General features: G+C 52.4%; 17 protein-coding genes. 12 read left to right on the plus strand and 5 right to left on the minus strand.

Annotated features, from left to right (window positions below; all coding sequences use genetic code 11):
- Positions 1–53: 53 nt before the first annotated feature.
- The 4 genes from ACI5FR_RS20215 (at position 54) to ACI5FR_RS20230 (ending at position 5,921) form a co-directional block, all read left to right on the plus strand.
- Entirely contained in the window at positions 54–2,348 is a 2,295-nt protein-coding gene (locus ACI5FR_RS20215; RefSeq protein ID WP_405457614.1) for a helix-turn-helix domain-containing protein, read from the plus strand.
- Positions 2,349–2,486: 138 nt separating this feature from the next.
- Complete coding sequence (locus tag ACI5FR_RS20220; RefSeq protein WP_405457615.1) at positions 2,487–4,055, plus strand: extracellular solute-binding protein; 1,569 nt, start codon at positions 2,487–2,489, stop codon at positions 4,053–4,055.
- Positions 4,056–4,124: 69 nt separating this feature from the next.
- Complete coding sequence (locus ACI5FR_RS20225; protein WP_405457617.1) at positions 4,125–5,024, plus strand: ABC transporter permease; 900 nt, start codon at positions 4,125–4,127, stop codon at positions 5,022–5,024.
- 21 nt (positions 5,025–5,045) lie between these two features.
- Positions 5,046–5,921, plus strand: coding sequence for a carbohydrate ABC transporter permease (locus tag ACI5FR_RS20230; RefSeq protein ID WP_405457618.1), 876 nt, complete (start codon positions 5,046–5,048; stop codon positions 5,919–5,921).
- A 60-nt stretch (positions 5,922–5,981) separates the two neighbouring features.
- Here ACI5FR_RS20230 and ACI5FR_RS20235 read toward each other — a convergent pair whose 3' ends face one another.
- Complete coding sequence (locus tag ACI5FR_RS20235) at positions 5,982–7,175, minus strand: WD40/YVTN/BNR-like repeat-containing protein (protein ID WP_405457620.1); 1,194 nt, start codon at positions 7,173–7,175, stop codon at positions 5,982–5,984.
- Positions 7,168–7,713, minus strand: a complete 546-nt coding sequence (locus tag ACI5FR_RS20240; RefSeq protein WP_405457622.1) for an RNA polymerase sigma factor — start codon at positions 7,711–7,713, stop codon at positions 7,168–7,170. The genes ACI5FR_RS20235 and ACI5FR_RS20240 overlap by 8 nt, the downstream gene beginning before the upstream one ends.
- Positions 7,714–7,889: 176 nt before the next feature.
- On the opposite strand from ACI5FR_RS20240, the gene ACI5FR_RS20245 reads away from it, so the two are divergent.
- The 6 genes from ACI5FR_RS20245 (at position 7,890) to ACI5FR_RS20270 (ending at position 15,010) form a co-directional block, all read left to right on the plus strand.
- Positions 7,890–8,906, plus strand: a complete 1,017-nt coding sequence (locus ACI5FR_RS20245; protein ID WP_405457625.1) for a response regulator transcription factor — start codon at positions 7,890–7,892, stop codon at positions 8,904–8,906.
- A complete protein-coding gene (locus ACI5FR_RS20250; RefSeq protein ID WP_405457627.1) occupies positions 8,903–10,753 on the plus strand; it encodes a sensor histidine kinase in 1,851 nt (616 codons plus the stop codon). Before ACI5FR_RS20245 ends, ACI5FR_RS20250 begins: the two co-directional genes overlap by 4 nt.
- 110 nt (positions 10,754–10,863) lie before the next feature.
- The gene (locus ACI5FR_RS20255) at positions 10,864–12,405 is read left to right on the plus strand and encodes a type 2 periplasmic-binding domain-containing protein (protein ID WP_405457629.1); all 1,542 of its coding nucleotides are present in this window, start codon (positions 10,864–10,866) and stop codon (positions 12,403–12,405) included.
- Between the two features lie 87 nt (positions 12,406–12,492).
- Positions 12,493–13,392: an ABC transporter permease gene (locus ACI5FR_RS20260; protein ID WP_405457630.1), complete on the plus strand. Its 900-nt coding sequence runs from the start codon at positions 12,493–12,495 to the stop codon at positions 13,390–13,392.
- The gene (locus ACI5FR_RS20265; protein WP_405457631.1) at positions 13,389–14,258 is read left to right on the plus strand and encodes a carbohydrate ABC transporter permease; all 870 of its coding nucleotides are present in this window, start codon (positions 13,389–13,391) and stop codon (positions 14,256–14,258) included. Before ACI5FR_RS20260 ends, ACI5FR_RS20265 begins: the two co-directional genes overlap by 4 nt.
- Positions 14,259–14,278: 20 nt before the next feature.
- Positions 14,279–15,010, plus strand: coding sequence for a glycerophosphodiester phosphodiesterase (locus tag ACI5FR_RS20270; protein WP_405457633.1), 732 nt, complete (start codon positions 14,279–14,281; stop codon positions 15,008–15,010).
- Between the two features lie 76 nt (positions 15,011–15,086).
- On the opposite strand, the gene ACI5FR_RS20275 is transcribed toward ACI5FR_RS20270, so the two are convergent.
- Entirely contained in the window at positions 15,087–16,133 is a 1,047-nt protein-coding gene (locus ACI5FR_RS20275; RefSeq protein ID WP_405457636.1) for a glycoside hydrolase family 113 protein, read from the minus strand.
- A gap of 160 nt (positions 16,134–16,293) precedes the next feature.
- On the opposite strand from ACI5FR_RS20275, the gene ACI5FR_RS20280 reads away from it, so the two are divergent.
- Positions 16,294–16,749 (plus strand): MarR family winged helix-turn-helix transcriptional regulator, encoded by a 456-nt coding sequence (locus ACI5FR_RS20280; protein ID WP_405457637.1) that lies wholly within the window; start codon positions 16,294–16,296, stop codon positions 16,747–16,749.
- 473 nt (positions 16,750–17,222) lie between these two features.
- The gene (locus ACI5FR_RS20285; RefSeq protein ID WP_405457639.1) at positions 17,223–17,723 is read left to right on the plus strand and encodes a VOC family protein; all 501 of its coding nucleotides are present in this window, start codon (positions 17,223–17,225) and stop codon (positions 17,721–17,723) included.
- A 62-nt stretch (positions 17,724–17,785) separates the two neighbouring features.
- On the opposite strand, the gene ahpF is transcribed toward ACI5FR_RS20285, so the two are convergent.
- Together ahpF and ahpC are read right to left on the minus strand one after the other, a co-directional pair.
- The gene (gene ahpF / locus ACI5FR_RS20290) at positions 17,786–19,315 is read right to left on the minus strand and encodes an alkyl hydroperoxide reductase subunit F (protein WP_405457641.1); all 1,530 of its coding nucleotides are present in this window, start codon (positions 19,313–19,315) and stop codon (positions 17,786–17,788) included.
- 12 nt (positions 19,316–19,327) lie between these two features.
- Entirely contained in the window at positions 19,328–19,891 is a 564-nt protein-coding gene (gene ahpC / locus ACI5FR_RS20295; protein ID WP_405457644.1) for an alkyl hydroperoxide reductase subunit C, read from the minus strand.
- Positions 19,892–19,992: the final 101 nt, after the last annotated feature.

Raw genomic sequence — 19,992 nt, forward strand, 5'->3', positions numbered from 1 at the left:
TGTTGTGCAGCATACCATAAACTTCCGCTGAACCCAAACTGGGGGGCTGTATCATGAAGGCGTTTCACTCTTTCATCCACAACATCCCCTTCAAGCGCAAGCTCATGCTGTTCTCGCTCCTGCTGAGCATAGGCCCCGTCCTGATCGTGGGCTTCTCCTCCTCCTATATCACCGCCCGTACCATGCAGGCCGAAGTCAACGCCCACCATGCCTCCGCCCTCAACCAGATGCAGTTCCAGATGAACAATCTGATCAAATCGCTTCACATTACGTCCATCCGCCTCGCCACCAACCTGTCTCTGGAAAAATCCGTCCTGCTCGGGCCGAGTATCGACAATCTGAATCAGACGCTCGAGGTGTCGGAAGCGATCCGCCGCGAGATGAGCCTGTCTACATTCAAATTCAACGTCTCGCTCGTGTATCCGCAAAACAGCTACGTCTATACGACCGCCACGGAAGCGAACAAGCTGAGTGGGGCGCAAGCCCGCGAGCTCGTCGCGCAGAGCAAGCCGCTGTACAACTCGGCATTCATGGTCCTGCCCGACCCGGACCGCAACCGCGAGGACCTGCTGCTGTTCCGCCCGGTTCCCCTCGCAACCTCTTATACGGAAGGCATCCTCGTCCTGCACGTGAGCGTTCACGAGCTGGTCAAGTTTCTCACCGCGCTCTCGGAGAGCACGGAGAGCAAGATCTTTATTGTTGATTCAAGCGGCTCCGTCATCGTGAGCAGAGATACCCGCGATATCGGCACCCGGCTGAACCTGTACCCGGCTGGAGCGCCGGCCGATTCCGTTTTATCGGAAGCGCTTCCGCGTCACTATAACCTGGACGGTACGGACTATACGGTTTCCTCCCAAAGCTCGCAATTCGCCGACTGGAGCTACATCATCGTGACGCCGAGCAAAGCGCTGACCCAGCGGTCGGACTCGATTCGCGCCATTACCTGGACCATTGTCGCCGGTATCGCCGCCTTGTGGGTGCTCGTTGCGTTGTTCGGCTCCCATCGGCTCTACTTCCCGATCGCCCGCATCCTGCAAAAGTCACTCGCAAGCGTTGCCCCAGGCAGCGCCCAACCGACCGGCGACGGGCTGAAGGCGCTCGACTCCTTTATCGAGACGATGGTCAGTACGAACCGCGAACTGAAGCAGGAGCTTCATGATCAATCGCCTTACCTGCAGATGAGCCTGCTCCAACAGCTCCTGCTGGGCGAGATGTCCGAAGCCCAAATCGCGGACAAAATCGCCCGTTTCCGGCTGCCGATCAAGGGCACTTTATTTTGTGTCGCCATAGTTGCCGTCGATCAGCACAAGCGCTTCATCCACAAATACAAGGAACGCGACCGGACCCTTATCCATTATGCCATGCGCAAGATGATCGAAGAATTGTGCGGCGACGAGTTCTCCTGCCTCACCACTGTCTCCCAGCCGGGCTCGATCGCGGTTCTGATCGGCGTGGAGCCCGGCGGCGGGGGCGAGGCGAATCGCTTGCCGCGCCGGCTGGACGACATCCGGCTTCGGGTGAGCGAGTATTATCAATTCACCGTCAGCGTCGCAGCCAGCTCGTTCCGACACGGATATACGAGCATACACGAAGGCTACCAGGAAGCGCAAAACCTGCTTCGCCGGCGCCTCACGCTTGGCCCCGACTCCACCATCCTGGACGGCGCGGAAGAGGGGGAGGGCCGCCTCCGGAGTCCCAATTACAGCGAACTGCAGAAGTCGATCGTAACGCATGTCATTCACGGCAATTTGGAGGAGGCCGAGGCGCAGCTGTCCGAGCTGATCGACGGATTGCCCGAGAACATCCGGAGCGCCGAAGCCGCGACCGGCGCTATCGCTTACCTGCTGGGGGAATTGGACTACATGCTGCACCGGTTGGAGTGCAAGCTCGACGATGTGCTGGAGGCGGATGCGTACAAGGAGCTGTATGCCCAGACGACGATTCAGGAGGTACGGGACTGGCTGGCCGGTACCGTCTTCCCTGCGGTCAAGCGCCGCTTGGACGCGGCCGCCGTAACTCGGCAGGAGAGGCTCGTGCAGCAGGTGCTGCATTATCTCGGGGAGCAGGCGGAGGCCAATATCTCCCTTCAGCTGGTGGCCGAGGAGTTCCGGATTTCCCCTTCCCATCTCAGCCGGATGTTCAAAGAACAGACAGGCAAAACGTTCAGCGACTATTTGCTCGAACACCGGATGCACAGGGCCAAGGAATGGCTGACCCACACCAGCATGCCGATCAAGGACATCGCCGACCAGCTCAGCTACACGAACGTTACGAATTTCACCCGGGCGTACAAGCAGTTCTTCGGAACATCACCGGGCAAATACCGCAGCCGGACGCTCTCCGAATGACTTATCAGCAGCGCGCAAATGGCTTATCAAGAGCCGCTTCGCCTTTCGCAGCAAGTGATAATTGCTTGTCAGCCGCTCCCCCCTCTATATTGAGGATGCACCGCCCAAAATCCATATGGAGCCGGAAAGGGGACCGTCATGAAACACGTTCGGAATAAGAAGAGAGTGGCCGGTCTGATCGTGCTGTCGATGCTTGCCGTTACCGTAGTTTCCGCGTGCAGCAGCAATGGAAAATCCGAGGAGGGGGGTGCAGAGGCCCCGAAGGACATTCATATCCTGCTCTCCCACACGTTGGCGAAATACGCCATGCAGTACAAGGACGACGACATCTATACCAAAGAGCTGTCCAAGCTGTCCGGCTTCAACCTCAAGTATGAGTTCCTCGGCCACAACACCGACTATATCCAGCAGCTGACCGTCCGCTTCGCGTCCAAAGACTTGGCAGACATGGTGCGCACCGACAGCATCCTCTCCAGCATCCATCCCGGCGCGCTCGAGCAGGGCGTATTCACGCCTCTGAACGACCTTCTCGACAAATACGGCCCGAATCTCAAGAAAAAAATCGCCCAAGAGCAGTGGGACAGCCCCAGAGTGTCAAAGGATGGAAAAATCTATGGCATTCCGTATTTGACTGCCGCTCCCGCCTACAAAGTGATCTATATCCGTCAGGATTGGCTGGACAAATTGAACATGCCGCAGCCTAAAACCCTGGATGACTACCTGAAGTTTTTTGAAGCGGTCAAGGTACAAGATATGAACGGCGACGGGGATCCGAATGATGAATACGGGTTCTACGTCCGGGAGAACCTCGACTACTCGGACTTGTTCTTCAAGGAGTTCGGCGTGCACCCGAGAGAGTGGATCTGGAGGGACGGCAAGCTGCAGTCCGGCATGATTCAGCCGGAGATCAAAGACGCTTTGCGTTTCTGGAAAATGCTATATGAGAAAGGCTATATCAATCCGAATTTGTTCACGAACAAGAGCAGCGATTGGCGCGCCGGAATCAAGCAGGGCAAAGGCGGCTCCTGGATGCACGACGTGCCCAACTATGCGGCCGATTGGCAGCCCAGCTTGTTCGTCAACGAGAAAAACGTGAAGATCTCGATGCTGCCCGGGCCGGAAGGACCGAAGGGCAAAGGCCTGTCGCCGGTCAGCGATCAGATCGGACACGTCTGGGTCATCCCTTCCACGAACAAGCATCCGGAGAATGTAATCAAATATTTGGATTGGGCTTGGTCCAATCCGGCTGCGGAGAAATATTTCTCTTACGGAATCGAGGGCGTCAATTACACCGTCGAAAACGGCAAGGTCAAATACGACGCCGCCAGCAAGGCGAATACGGACAACGATTCTTGGGAGTTCTACCGCACCACCCAAAACCCTATGAAGGACGGGCGTCTGGAGCCGCTTGTCCTCGATATCGACCCGAACGCGGAGATTTTGAAAAAGGGGCTCCAGGCGGCGAACCAGTCCATCTACAAAAACGACGGGCTTCACATGCCGGTTCTGGAGTCCTTGAAAACGCGGCCTGAGCTCGGATTCGGCAGCGGAACGCTGTTCCTCGACATGTTCGCCAAGGTGATCACCGGCAAAGCCGACTTGGATGCCTCCTTCGACGAATTCGTGAAGGAATGGAAGAGGCGCGGCGGCGATCAAGCGATCCAGGAGGCGACGGACTGGTACAACAAATTCCACGCCAAGAAATAAGGGGGGTCGCCCATCGGCCTGCTTTCCGGGAAAGCAGGCCTTCCGGCGCCCGAGAGAGGAGAGTCCGCCATGTTTCGAAGTGCGGGGAAGCGGGACGCGCTTGTGTTGTTTCTACTCGCCTTGCCGGGCTTGCTGCATTTTGTCATCTTCAAATACATTCCGATCGGCGGCAACGTCATCGCCTTCAAGAACTACAACATGTTCCTGGGCATCTGGAACAGCCCCTGGGCCGGTTTATTACATTTCAAGAACATGTTTCAGTTTGCCGAGTTTTTTCAAATTTTGCGCAACACGCTCATGCTGAGCTTGTATTCGATCCTCTTCGGCTTCCCCGCACCGCTCGCGCTGGCGCTCTTGCTGAACGAAGTACGGCGCATGTGGCTGAAGCGCCCGGTGCAGACGCTTCTCTACCTGCCGCATTTCCTGTCGTGGGTCATCGTCGGCGGGATCTTCATCAATCTGCTGACGGTCGGTGGATTTTTGAACACGCTGCTCAAGAGCCTCGGCTTCGGCGAAACGGAGCTGCTCACCGATCCGGAGCATTTTCGCGGCGTGCTCGTGACGATCGGGATCTGGAAGGAAGCCGGCTGGGGCATGATCATCTATTTGGCTGCGCTGGCGGGCATCAACCCTAATTTGTACGAAGCCGCCATGGTGGACGGAGCCGGCCGCTGGCGCCAAATGTGGTCCATTACCCTCCCCTCGCTGATGCCGGCCATTGTCGTGCTGTTCCTGCTGCGGGTCGGCAGCGTCCTCGATACGAATGTGGAGCAGGTGCTCATCTTCATCAATCCGCTCGTGCGCAGCGTCGGAGAAGTGATCGACACCTATGTGTACCGCGTCGGTCTGCTGGGCGCGCAATTCAGCTATACGACCGCCATCGGCATCTTCAAGTCGGTGATCGGACTGATCCTGATCCTGGGCCTGAATTTCCTGAGCAAGCGGACCACCGGCGAAAGCATCTATTAACGAGGCGGGAGGGATACCGTTATGCCCAGCTACAAATCGGACCGCGTCTTCGGACTGTTCAACGGCACGCTCCTTATCGTCATCAGCCTGTCCATGCTCGCTCCGCTCGTGCATCTCCTCGCGGTTTCGCTCAGCTCGCCGAAGTATGTCGGCGCGAAGCAGGTGTATTTTTGGCCGAAGGAATGGAATGTGCAGGTGTACAAGACGATCTTCGAGACCGATTCGTTGTGGAGGGCGCTTGGCGTCAGTGTCTATATCACCGTGTTCGGCACGCTGATTGCGCTGGTCATCACCTCCACCATCGCCTACTCGCTGTCCCGGGCCCGCATGCCCTTCCGGCGCCTGATCCTGCGCGGCATCATCGTGACGTTTGTCTTCTCCGTGCCGCTCATCCCCAGCTACCTCGTCGTCCGCTCGCTCCAGATGGAGAATACGTTGTGGGCGCTTATGATTCCGGGCGCGCTTACGGCGTTCAACGTCATCATCATGAAGACCTTCTTCCAAGGGATTTCCAGCGAAATGTTCGACGCGGCGAAAATCGACGGCTGCGGCGAGGCCGGCATCTACACCCGGATCGCCATCCCCCTGTCCACCCCCGTCATCGCCACCATCGCGCTGTTCCATGCCGTCGGCCAGTGGAACTCCTACTTCAGCGCCTTAATTTACATTCATTCGAAGTCGCTGCTCCCGATCCAGGTCGTGCTGCGCAATCTCGTCATCGAGGACAATTTGGGTTCGTTCACGCAGCTCGGCACCGTCGATTTGTCGCGACCCGCTACCCCCGAGATGCTGAAGGCCGGCATTATTTTGTTCGGCACGCTTCCGATTCTGATCGTCTACCCGTTCCTGCAGAAGTATTTCGTCAAAGGCGCCATGCTCGGGTCGTTGAAGGAATAGCCTATTTTTCCAGCACAAACATCCCCGGCAGCCGCAGACGGTTGCCGGGGATTTGCAAAATTATTTGGATGCTGTAGCTTTAAGCGGTTTGCTTTCCATAATCTGATCCACTTCTTCGTATCCGGGCGGGAAGGCAAAGTTGTAACGCGCGGGAAGGGCAAAAACATACGTATTGTTGCGCCCCAATTCGCTTGGAGCGACAGGTGCTGCTCCAATATGGAATTCTCCCTGTTGAAGAGCGTTCCATTGACTAAGGGTAAAGACCATAATGGGGATATCCTGCCTTGGCGTTTGGGCTGTCCAGCGAGGATCCCGAATTGTAATCAAAGGACCGGTTTCCACAACTTTTTCACCGCGGTCCCCATCCATGGCAAGACCGTCCCATTTATTATTGATAATCGAATAGCCTTTCCAACGATCGGGCAAAGCAAACTGAAAACCGTATTGGGCATTCGTATACACGATGGAGTCTGCATCGGCGGACGCAGGCGAGTTCCATGTTTCTCCGCCGTCGGTCGTTTGGAACTCGACGGTTTTCTTATCGGTATCGCTCACAAATTCGATCTTAAGCGTCCCTAGCTTCACATCCGTTTCCTTGAACACCGGTGGATACACATTGCCGTAGTGGTATCCCGAAGGAATGGCGATCTCTTGCTTGCTCCAGCTCTTGCCTCCGTCTTTGGTTCGAATCAGAGGTACTGGTGTTACACCATGATAGGTGGCACTAATCCACCCATTCCGGTCATCGCGAAAAGCAACGCCGGTTACGTACCCGTCCACAATTTGACTGACGTCATTTACAAACAACCAGGATTTTCCGTTATTCTCGGACTTATAGAGTGTTTTCCCCATTTGCCCCAGGGCCGGTTCCGATGTGAGAAGGAGCCAACGGCTATTGGAAGCTGTGGACGAAAAGACGTTTTCTTCCTTCACGTCTTTCTCCCAGTCCTTACTGATCGGGACGTTGGACAGCAGGCTTGGCGTACTTGTCGGAGTCGGACTCTCCGTTTGCACCGCGGGGGTTTGGTTAGGCGCGACAGAGTGACCCGGTCCGATGTTCGATAAGAAGCTTGAAAGGGCTACAACGGCAACCACCGCCGCAGCGGCGACTCCGCCCCAATACCATCTGGTCCTGGCAGGCGCTTGCTTTTCCGTTCCAATCCGGCGTTTGACCCCGGCTGCAAGGTTGCGATGGAAGTGATTTCGCTTAAACGGTTCCTTCCCGGCTTGATCATACCATTCCGGTTTACTCATGGACCCCAACCTCCTGAAGCTTTTTAGAAACCTTGGCTCGTGCACGATGCAGACGGGATTTTACGGTTCCTTCCGATACCCCGAGCACCCCAGCCATCTCTTGAATCGTCATTTCATGCTGGAGATCCAGCAAGAGAACTTCGCGATAATGGAGCGGCAAATCCAAAATGATTCGCCAAATCTCATTGGCTGCCTCGCGATCCATAAACTCGTGCTCAGCGGACGTTGCCGTATCGCTGCGTCTGACCCACTCAAACAGCGTCACCCGCCGCAGAAACGCGGAATTCCGGTGATTGAAGGACAGATTACGGGTAATTTTGAGCAACCATGTTTTCACCGTCGATTCTCCGCGAAAGTCCTTTACACTGCGGAATGCCCGCAGAAAGACTTCTTGGGAGATATCATCCGAGGCATGGCGGTCCCGCGTCAGAAAATAGGCGAAGTTCCAAACATCCTGGCCAAAATCTTGCATCAATTGATCCAGTGCAAAGGAATTCACGTCGGATGTTAAAGTTCTTAGGTATTCGTATTCCTCCACGATTTTCCCCTCCCACTTAAACAGACAGAGTACCCCAAGTCAAAGTTCCCGGCTCCCATCATTTTTCCCTTGATTCATAATTATTTAACTGCCATCCTGAATCTAGTTAAAGTAAAATAGAGTCCATATAATCAGATCAATTCCCATCACGCAGAACTTTTTCTGGAGGGTCTTCGATGTATACCGTGTTAGTGGCCGAGAACGAGCCGTGGGTGTTGAAAGGCATTGTCAAAATGGTGGAAGAAGCCGGAGAGGAATTCGAGGTTGTCGGAGCTTGCAGCAATGGGGAAGAAGCGTGGAGCATGATTCAGGAAGTATGGCCCATGCTTCTGATCACCGATATTATGATGCCGGATCTGGACGGATTATCGCTTTGCAAAAGAATTCACGAACATCGCCTCTCACTCGTCTCCATTATCGTCAGCGGGTACGATAACTTTCAGTACGCCCAAAAAGCGATGACCTACGGGGTGTCCGAATATTTGCTGAAGCCTTTGCAATTCGAGCTCCTCGCGGAAACTTTGAACCGGTCGAAGGAAAAACTCGAAACGCTCAAGGACTTGAACCGCTACATCGTCAAATTTCAGACCTTATTGGACAACCGGCAAGGGCTTCCGCCCAAGCATGTTTTGCAAAAGCAGGTCGAGCTCGTTCAGTCGGTACTGAGCATGAGCTATATCCATCAAAACGTGCGAATCAGCCTGCTCAATATTTTTGAACATAAACTGAAGATGCTGCTGGAAGAATGCGACGTCAGCTATAAGGAAGTTCCCGCATACGATGCCAACCAGGAAGACAGCATTCTTCGCTATTATACCGTGATGCTGGAAAAATGGTATCTGTCGCAAAACAAAGCAGGAACATCAAGCATGCCAAAAGTGATCGAACAGTCCTGCCGATATATCAAGGAAAACTTCAAGGAAGAGATCACGTTAACGGAAATGGCCGCCTTAACGAATTTCAGCGTCTCCCATTTCAGCACGTTGTTCAAAAAGCATACGGGAAGTTCATTGGTCAACTATGTGAACGGAGTCAAAATCGATGAAGCCAAAAAGCTGCTTCTCTCCACCTCGTATTCCGTTTCCGAGATTACGGAGATCGTCGGATTTTCCACAACGCCGTATTTTTCAAGGGTATTCAAATCGACCGTAGGCCTATCGCCTCTCGAGTATAGGAAGAGGATGGGGACATGAAGTGGCATAATTGGCATTACCGCTTTTCTTTTAAAACGAAGATTCTCGCATTGGTGCTGTCTGTAAGTTTTATCTCGATCGTATTGATGGCCGTTTTTACTTCTTACTATTATACCGTATCGGCGAAGAAAGACTTTTACTTGATTGCCGAAGATTCGACAGCGAGAATCAATCATCAGCTGGATCGGTACTTCAATCAAATCGCCCAATCGACTTATGCCTCCATAGCCGGCCCTTTGCCCACCAATCCGCTGCTCGGCAATAATCCGGAGAGCGGTCTTTTGCAAAATTGGCTCAAATTCGGAGAGCGGTTCAGCCTGACCGAGGAATCGCTTGTGAAAGGGATTTTGACCCGATATATTGCCTTGAACGACTCCAACATTTTGGGCATTGTACTCCGCTCTCTGGACGATCGCCTTGCTTATTCCCAGGACAGCAATCTTCCCCAAAACCATTCGGCGCCGTGGATCGCGAATCCGATGTCCGAGCGACTTCGGGTCGTCCCCTACTATTATGATCGCAGCAGTACGACGGCTACCGCCTATCCTTTCGTTACGTTGATCATTCCCGTCTTTGACCCGAATACCGTGAAAATGGTCGGCAATCTCAATATCGCGCTGTCCATCTCGGAAATCTCCAATATTCTCGGACAAGCCCGTTTGGGCAAGACGGGGTATTTTTTCATTGTCGATTCCATGGGCAAAATTATTTACCACCCGGACGTTCAATTCGTAGGGGAGCTTTTGGAGAATACCGCTCTGCATGAAATCCGGCTAGCCGCGGAGTATGACGAGGTGAAGCAGGAAGGGAAAACGATTCTGGTGTCCAACAACCATTCGAAACTGACGGGTTGGAATATCGTGGCCTATGTGCCGATGGATGAAATGGCAAACGGGCTTAACGTGGCCCGGAATTCTACGTTACTAATTATGACGGGCATTATCGTCCTCTCCTTGTTGTTCACTCCCCGAATCGTCGGTCTGGTCGTTCGCCCCATCCGCCGCTTGAGTCAATTAATGAAACGGGTGGAGAATGGAGAGTTGTCCGTCAGCGCGGAGGTCGTTCCCGGGAAGGATGAAATCCAGCAGTTGAACAGGAGCTTTAATCGAATGACGGAGAGGCTGAAAGAGCTGATCCTGAACGTTCACGATCTGGAGATGAAGGAAGCCCACATGCAGTTAAGGCAAAGAGATGCTTTGATTCAGGCGCTTCAAAATCAAATCAACCCGCACTTGCTCTACAACACCTTGGAGATTATAAAAAGCATTGCCTATATAGAGAAAGTCCCCATGATCGAGAAGATGACGACCAACCTGGCCAGCGTATACCGCTATACGTCCAAAATGCCCGGGTCGGAGGTGCCGCTTCGGGATGAGCTTCGAAATCTGCAGCATTATTTGGAAATTGTCGACATTCGGTTTTCTCCCAAATTTCAGAGCCGAATCTTGGTGGATGAACCGTATATGGATTGTCAAATTATTAAGCTGTCGATTCAACCGATTGTGGAGAACAGCGTGAAATATGCGGTCGAGCCGAAAAGCGGCAATGCGGTCATTCAAATCAATGCGTATGAGGACCAGGGCGATCTGGTTATTGAAGTTGCCGATAATGGGAACGGCTTCTCCGAGGAGACCCTGCAGCGGATCCATGAGAGCTTTCGGGCCGTGGAGGAGCAGTCCGGACGGGCGACCGCGGATAACACGGAAGAATCCGTCGGAATCATCAATGTTCACGCCAGAATGGTATTGAATTATGGAGCCCCGTACGGCGTAAGCATACGCTCGGTTCAGGGACAAGGGAGCGTCGTGGCGCTTCGATTCCCCAAAAAGACAAAACAAGGACTGTAAAATCGGATAAAAAGTCCGTAGAATCCTGAAAAAGTGAGGCTGCCCCTGAGGTTATAATCAAGTTGCAAACCAATCATGGCATGAATCGAACTGGGGAGGTCTTCCAAAGCATGAAGAAAGCGTTAATCGTGATGGGCGCCTTAAGCTTGGCGCTTGTTATGGCAACCGGATGTCAGCAAAAGGATGAGGCGTCGAGCAATAATGCAAATTCAACCCCTGCCAAAACGGACGATAAGTCGGAGAAAATCAAAATCGAGATGATGGCGGCCTCTTGGACAGGGGGCGGCTGGCCGGACAACAATCATCCGGTCATTCAGTACATCAACAAAAAGTTTAATGTCGATCTACAAATTCAATGGGTTCCCAATGCCAATTTCGCCGAAAAGCTGAACGTCGTCTCCGCTTCCGGCAAAATGCCGGATGCGATCCGGGTCGATTCCGGCATGTTTCAGAAGTGGGTGGATGAAGGGGTCTTTCTGGACTTGCAGCCGTATTTGTCCCAATATCCCGTCTTGAAGAACATCGCCCAGCCTGAGGAGTGGGCCCTCTTGAACCCGTCAGGCAAAATTTACGGCATTCCGATCTATGAAACCGCCCAAAACTCGGTCTATGTTCGCGGCGATTGGATGGAAAATTTGGGCTTATCTTTGCCTGATGCGAAAGAGTTTACCATTGAAAAGTTTTATGAGATCGCCAAGGCCTTCACTACGCAAGACCCGGACAAAAACGGAAAGCAGGACACCTTCGGGTTCTCGGCGCTGGGGAACTCGCTCCAGCTGGGCGATCCGCAGCTGATGGCCGCATTCGGCATCGCCAATGGCTGGAAGGTCGAGAACGGCGAGCTCGTTCCTATGCAGACGCAAGCCAAGGAGTGGACCCAGTTCCTGACCTTCATGAAGAAAGCTTATGACGAGGGCGTACTCGACAAAGATTTTATTACGAATACGAATTTTAATGACAAATATGCGCAGGGCAAGGTCGGCTTCGCCATCGACATGCACTACCAGTTCAGTCAGCAAACAAATCAGCAGCTCCAGAAGATTGCCCCGAACGCCAAATTCGTCGAACTGTCGCCTCCGGCGGGAGCGAACGGCATTAGAGGGACGAGGACGCCTTCGAGCGGCATGCTGAAGCTCGTCCTGAGCAAGGATATGGATGAGAAGAAGCGTCAGCGTATGCTGGAAATATTGAACTGGTGGGTATCTCCGGAAGGAGAGGACATCATTAAGAACGGGATCGAAGGGATTCATTATCAGAAGAAATCCGATGGCTCGTATGAAATGACAGATACGTTAAAGGCCGAAGGCGAAGGACGGCAAAGCCTCTTGTGGAACTGGATGCTGCGGGGCAATTCGAATACATTCAATATCTACAAGTGGAGCGATCCGAAATGGGCCAGCGAAATGGAGAAGTCCATTAAAAACGCCAAGCAGTACCCTTACAAGAACGCCTCCGACGGGTACCTGAGCGCCTCCGACACGTTTACGAAACAAGGCAAAACGCTGGACGACAAATTCCTTCAATCCGTTCTGGAAATTATCGCCGGCAGGAAATCGGTTGACAGCATCAACGATGCGATCAGCGAATGGAAGAAGAACGGCGGAGACAAGATCGTCCAGGAAGTCAATACGGCGTTCAAAGCGAAAAAATAACTCGGAACAACCGGGAACAGTCTTGCGAGGTTGCGGCCTCCTGAGACTGTTCTCTTCATGACAGGCTGCTTTGAGAGGAGGTATACCGTGTTTAGTGGTTATTGGCGCAGAGCCTTTCCTATTTACTTGATGGTTTTTCCCGGATTATTGTTTTTTATCGTGTTCAAATACGTTCCCATGTTCGGCATTTTGATTGCTTTTCTGGACTACAGTCCGTTCAAGGGGGTCAGGGGCAGTGATTGGGCGGGACTGGACCATTTTCGCAGACTGTTCTCCGAAGGGGATTTCTGGAACCTGCTGCAAAATACGCTGATGCTGAATGTGCTGGACGTTTTGTTCTACTTCCCGGCCCCGATCCTGGTTGCCTTGCTCCTGAACGAAGTTAGAGTGAAATGGTTTAAAGGCACGGTTCAAACGATTTTGTACGCTCCCAATTTTATATCCTGGGTCGTCATCGTCGGTATAACGCTCCAACTGTTCGCCACCGGCTCGGGCGGGATCAACGAGCTTTTGGACAGCTGGGGATTCGACCGGATCGAGCTGATGACGGATCCGAAGTACTTTCGCTGGGTATGGCTGTTCCAGAACATTTGGCAAGGGGCGGGGTGGGGCGCCATTATTTTTCTGGCCGCCTTGTCTTCGGTCGATCCTACGCTGTATGAGGCGGCCGAAATGGACGGCGCGGGCCGCTGGCGTCAGCTCTGGCATATTACGCTGCCTGCCCTGCGCGGGGCGATCGTGATTTTATTCATCCTGCGGTTGGGACACATCATGGACCTCGGCTTCGAGCATGTTTTTCTGCTGCAGAACCCGATGAACCGGGATGTCTCCGAGGTATTCGAGACGTTTATTTACAAGGTCGGCCTTAACGAAGGCGACTACAGCTATTCGACCGCGGTCGGTTTGTTCAAATCCGCCATCGGCCTGGCGATGGTGCTGGCTGCAAATGCACTGGCCAAGCGAACGGGACAGGAGGGAGTGTTTTGAAGATACGTACAACGGGAGCGGATCGGATCCTCGACACGATTGTCTATGTCTTGCTCCTCATCGGTACGGTAGCCGCCCTGTTTCCTTTGTTTTATGTGCTTGCCATTTCGTTCTCCACGGAGCGGGAATATTTGACGCGCGGTTTTTATGTCATTCCCGAACGCTTCACGTTGGACGGCTACCTCTATTTAATGACACATCCGGGATTTAAGAAGGCTCTCCTTAATGCGGTCATCATCAGCGCGGTTGGAACGTTTATTAATATTGTGCTAACTACATTGATGGCATACGGCTTGTCCAAGATTTGGTTAAAAGGCAGAGGCATTCTGAACTTTCTCGTGGTGTTTACGATGCTGTTCTCAGGGGGGATGATTCCGACTTATCTAGTAGTCAATTCGCTCGGTCTGATTAACAGCTTCTGGGCGCTTTGGTTGAGCTCGGCGATCATTCCCTTTAACCTGGTTGTCATGAGGAGTTTCTTCCGGACGGTTCCCGTCGAGCTGGAGGAATCCGCCCGAATCGACGGCAGCGGGGAATGGAGACTGCTCACGACCATTATTCTCCCTTTATCCATGCCCGCCGTCGCCACCTTTACGCTATTTTATCTGGTCAACAACTGGAACACTTATTTCTCGGCGATTCTGTATTTGAACGATAACAAGCTGATGCCGCTGCAGGTCTTTCTCAGACAGATGTTGATCGAAGACGATCCGACCATCTCGAATGCTTCGAGCGTGCTGTACCGTTACACGCCGGCTGCGAAGATGGCGGCGATTATCATCACGGCGATGCCGCTACTGATCGCGTATCCCTTTTTCCAGAAGCATTTTAATAAAGGCGTTCTGCTCGGTTCCGTAAAGGGCTGAATGCGAGGAGAGACTATCAAATGCATAAACCGAAATATGTCGCCCATCGAGGGCTTAGCATGCACGCGCCCGAAAATACGATCGCTTCCTTCGAATTGGCCGGACGATCGGGGTTCTGGGGGATCGAATGCGATACGTATTGCACGACCGACGGTCACTGGATTGTCCACCACGACCGGACGGTTGACCGAATGACGGACGGGACGGGGAAGGCGAAGGATTTTACGTTCGACGAAATCCGCAGCTTGAACATTGTAGCCGGAATCGGCATAGAAGCGCATCCCGGTCTACGCATCCCGACCTTGGGAGAAGTATTGGATGTATGCAAAAGGTATGGGATGCATGCTTTTATTGAGATCGAGGAATACCATCATGACGCGGATCTGGAGAACCTTGTTCAACTGGTCGAACGGCATGGGATGTTGGAAAACTGCAGTTTCATCTGCTTCAACGCCGATGATCTAAAGAAAATGCGAGCGATTAACCGTCAAGTACCGCTCGGGTATTTATCCGCAGAACCGCCATCGGATGCCGATTTGGACCTGGTCCAACAGTTAATGCCGGCCTTTCTGGACTACTGCTATCGGTCGACCAAACCTAAGGACGTACGCATATTGACAGCTATGGGGATTGACGTTTCAGTATGGACGGTCAATTTCTGGGACGATGCCGCTCCCTTCATCGAGACGGGGGTTACTTATATCACAACCGATACTATATTAATGGACAAAACCGCTCTAAAATCCCCGTAAATCGGGGATTTTTTAGGGCGATCCGTAGGACGGTATTCTTAATTGTGATGTCTCGAGTAGTTGGAGAATTGTTCGTCTATGCATGGTTGGAATAATAGTCGGCCAATGCGGCGAATGACTGTTTGGGCTCCCAAGGCATGTCTTTATATGTTGCACCATTACGATCCTTCAACGGTTTGACCAAGCCGAAGCTCGCCGTATCCAGGTCGAATCGCGCGCTTTCATGGAAAGGATAACTGGGCATAATGAACGTAAACCAGAAGACCCCGTCTACTTTCTCCGATGTCAGGATATCCAGCGTCTCTACAAGATAATGGGCCTGCACACTTTCGTCCCGAACATACTCCCCCTTCAGGAGTGGGGGTGTCTCATTCCGATCTACGATCGCCCACCCATAAGCGCCTTTGTCTTCCGCCCCTCGATAGGTGCAGCACCCGAATTCCGTTATGACGACCGGCTTCCCGATGTCCAAGTACTTTTTCAGCTTCTCCCGGTAAGATTGTTGGTTGCGGGCATCCCGATAGTAGTCGATCGCCACCATGTCGAAAGGCTCCCAATTCACATTCTCCCAAGGACCGGACGCGTACGTAAGGGGGCCATGAAAATGTTCTCTCACCACATTCGCCGCACGTGCCAGAAAGGCATTTAACCGTTTGTTAAAAGAGCCCCTCCGAATCGTACTCTTCAGCAAGCGCCAAGGCTTCATAAACGTTTGAATGCGTTCAAACGCGGTTTCTCCGTCCACTAGGCCTTTCATAAAAAACGTATGCTCGCAGCCGGCTACAAAAATAACCTGAGGCGACTGTGCCCGCAAAGCTTCCGCAGCCTTGGCGCATTCGGCGAAGTATTGCAGGGTCTCTTGTTCGTCCGCATCGACTAAAGCCGGTGAAAACCACACTTCCAGCCCTTGCTCCAGCGCATATTGTGCAGCCGTCACAAGCCGTGAAATGTCTTGCCCCGAAATTCGGACGGCATTGCAATGCAAGTCGTTCGCGATGATCTCCATCTCCCGGCGCGCAGTAACTGGGTCGAACGAATCGCGCGACGACGGCGTTTGGGGTCCCCGGGTATGCGTTCCGACGTCGTAGTTGACGCCTTTCCGATTGAGTTTGCCATTCTCCATGATCATCGTCTCCTCCAAGAGCGTCGACAATTGTTTTCAAGCACTAAATATGTTAGAGTTTAATCAATATTTATTTACTAAAGTCGTATAATATCCGTCGTTTTTCTTGATTATTATAAATAAATGTTTACGAAATATCAAGATCAAATAGGAGCGCCAGATGAACTCGAAACCCGATCAGATCGCAGCCAGCTACATCCAGCTCATTCCGCTGCTGTTTACGACCCTCAATCAGCCAAACAACAGTGCAACGGTTCCGAAAAAGGCGGCCGATCTCACTCACTTGCAATATCACATACTGGAGGAACTCTTCCATCACAAGGAAGGGATTACGGTCACCCAGCTGGCCAAAAAAATTCAAATTTCCAAGCAGCAATTGACCCCCTTGATCTCGAAGCTGGAATCAAACGGGCTTCTACTCAAGGAATCGGATGTCCATGACAAAAGAGCGGTGAGATTGCGTTTATCGGAGAGAGGGGAACAACCCGTGGTGCAGCGCTGGGAAGCGTATCATCGAGTCCTCAGCGATCAGTTGAGCAGCCTTGGTGAGGAAGATTTGACCGACTTCGACTATGCATTGGGCAAAATCAAGCACATTCTTAGCAGGTTGAAGTAGCGGAAGCGTCGTGGAGGAGGGAATCGAAAAGCTGTTTGCTTCTGTATAGTTCGATTTATGAAGTCGAATTGTATGCGCCTATTTCGAACCACGCAGCCTTTTAATTCGACGAATGAAGCTGTCGATTAAATCGTAAAATTTCGAGCTAAAGAAGCCCCATCGTGGACCCGAATGACGTGTTAGTTCGATTTTGCCAAACTAGAGTCGGTGCCTAAGGGAAGTCCACGCTAAGCAGTTCGATTTTGCCTAACTAAGCGGCGGTATTCCGGGGTCCGTGTTCTAAACGTGCGCTCCAATTCGGCGAAATCGAACTAGAGCTCGTCCAAATGAAATCTAGCCTTTGTAAGTTGGCAAAATCAAACTAGAGCGCGTTTGTATCGGATGGATGAGAGCAATCCAGGAGAAACTCTATCACCATCGATATGCTATTCTTTGTTTGTGACCCCAAAAACTATGAGTAGGAGGAGACAAGAATGGCCAAGATTCAAAAAATCACCCCCAACCTCTGGTTCAACGATCAGGCGGAGGAGGCCGTACAATATTACGCTTCGATATTCAAAAACTCCAGGATCGGGAGAGTCTCCCGCTACGTAAATGACGGGAATGAGCATCACCGGGTGCGTGAGGGGACCGTCATGACGATCGAGTTCCAGCTTGAAGGACAAGAGTTCGTAGCTCTAAATGGGGGGCCGCTGTATAACTTTACGGAGGCCTTTTCTTTGATCGTGAATTGCGAGACACAGGAAGAAGTCGACTACTATTGGGACAAGCTTTCCGAAGGCGGGGACGAAGGGGCTCAAGTATGCGGTTGGCTGAAAGACAAGTTCGGCGTCTCATGGCAGATCGTTCCCGTCTTCCTGACCGAAGTGGTCCACGACCCCAATCCGGTAAAGATTCAAAAGGTGTTGCAAGCGATGTACCGAATGAAAAAACTGGACATCCCTACGTTGCAGCAAGCTTACGAGCAAGCGTAAATTGAAAAGCCGCCTGGCTGCCGAAGAGGCAGCGAAGCGGCTTTTCAAGAAACCTTATACAATTAGTTCCGGATAAGATGATCGAATGCACCTAGTGCGGCAGTAGCGCCCGATCCCATTGAGATAATAATTTGCTTATACGGACTGTTCGTACAATCGCCTGCGGCGAACACGCCCGGGATGCTCGTAGCCCCACGGCTGTCCACGACGATCTCGCCCATGCGAGTGCGTTCGATCGTGTCGCCTAACCAATCGGTATTCGGCACCAATCCGATCTGAACGAATACACCCTGCAATTCAATGTGATGAACGGCTCCCGATTCGCGATCGATATAGGAAATCCCGTTTACTTTGTCCGTCCCGGTTATTTCTTTGGTTTGGACGTTCTTCAGCACCGTAACATTCGGCAGACTGTACAGTCGCTTTTGCAGGACGGCATCCGCCTTCAGCTCGGGCATGAACTCCAGCACCGTGACATGGCTCACAATCCCGGCAAGGTCGATAGCGGCCTCGATCCCGGAATTGCCGCCGCCAATAACCGCTACGTGTTTGCCTGCGAAGAGAGGACCGTCACAATGCGGGCAATAGGCCACGCCTTTGTTCTTGAACTCGGCTTCGCCGGGGACGTTCACATTGCGCCAACGGGCACCTGTAGACAAAATGACAGTTTTGCTCTTAAGAATCGCACCGTTTTCGAGTTCAACTTCGATGAGGTCCTTTTTCTCCAGCCGTTTGGCTCGCTGAAGCTTCATGACGTCCACGTTGTACTCCTTCACATGCTCTTCCAGACTTGCTGCCAGCTTAGGACCTTCGGTATATTTCATGCTGATAAAGTTCTCGATGCCCACCGTGTCCATAACCTGACCGCCGAAGCGCTCTGCCACAATGCCGGTCCGAATGCCTTTGCGTGCCGCATAGACCGCTGCGCTGGCGCCGGCCGGGCCGCCCCCAACGACGAGCACATCGTAAGGCTCCTTCTCGAATAATTCCGATTCGTCAGGACCGCTGCCAATCTTGGAGAGAATCTCCTCGAGGGTCATACGGCCGCTGCCGAAAAATTCACCATTCAAGTAAACGGACGGCACGGCCATCACGTTTTTGCTTTCGGCTTCCGCTTTGAACGCGGCCCCGTCAATCATCGTATGCGATATACCGGGATTGAGGACACTCATCAAGTTAAGTGCCTGTACCACGTCAGGACAATTGTGGCAGCTCAAGCTGATGAACGACTCAAACCGATACTCGCCGCGGATGTTTTTGATTTGGTCAATGACGCTCTGTTCGACTTTGGGCGCTCTGCCGCTAACTTGCAGCAAAGCTAAGACGAAAGAAGTAAATTCGTGACCCAGCGGGATGCCGGCAAAAGTGATTCCCGTATCTTCGCCGATCCGGTTCACGCTAAAGCTCGGCGTCCTCGGCAACTCGGCCCGTTCGACCTTAATTCTGGAGGACATGCCGACGATTTCATCCATTAACGCCAGCATATCCGTGGATACCGCATCGGACGCTGCGCTGACTTTGATCAGCACATCGCCTTCCATAAGCTGAAGGTATTGGTTTAATTGTGCCTTAATTTCTCCGTCCAGTACCATTCAAACCGCTCCTTAGATTTTGCCTACGAGATCAAGGCTTGGCTTGAGCGTCGCAGCGCCTTCTTCCCATTTTGCCGGGCACACTTCACCTGGGTTTTTGCGAACATATTGCGCAGCCTTGATCTTGTTCACCAGCGAGCTTGCATCGCGGCCAATGCCGCCCGCATTGATTTCGACGGTTTGGATGACGCCGTCCGGGTCGATGATGAATGTACCGCGATCCGCAAGACCGTCTTGCTCGATCAATACATCGAAGTTGCGGGAAATCGTATGGGAAGGATCCCCGATCATGATGTAAGTGATTTTGCTGATCGTTTCCGAGCTGTCGTGCCATGCCTTATGAGTAAAATGGGTATCGGTCGAAACGGAATACACTTCAACGCCAAGCGACTTCAGCGTCTCGTACTGGTCTTGGAGATCGCCCAGCTCGGTGGGGCACACGAAGGTGAAGTCTGCCGGATAGAAGCAAACTACGCTCCACTTGCCTTTCAGATCGGCTTCCGTAACTTCGATAAACTTGCCATTGTGATAAGCATTTGCTTTGAACGGTTTGACTTCAGTACCAATGAGTGACATGAATCGTTTCCTCCCGTTAGTGGTTTATTTAAAATAATTCTAAATAAATATTAACTACTGGTTAGGCTGTTGTCAAGTGCTCTCGCCAGCATTTTCGGACG

Source organism: Paenibacillus sp. HJGM_3, assembly GCF_045062745.1.
Lineage (GTDB): Bacteria > Bacillota > Bacilli > Paenibacillales > NBRC-103111 > Paenibacillus_AA.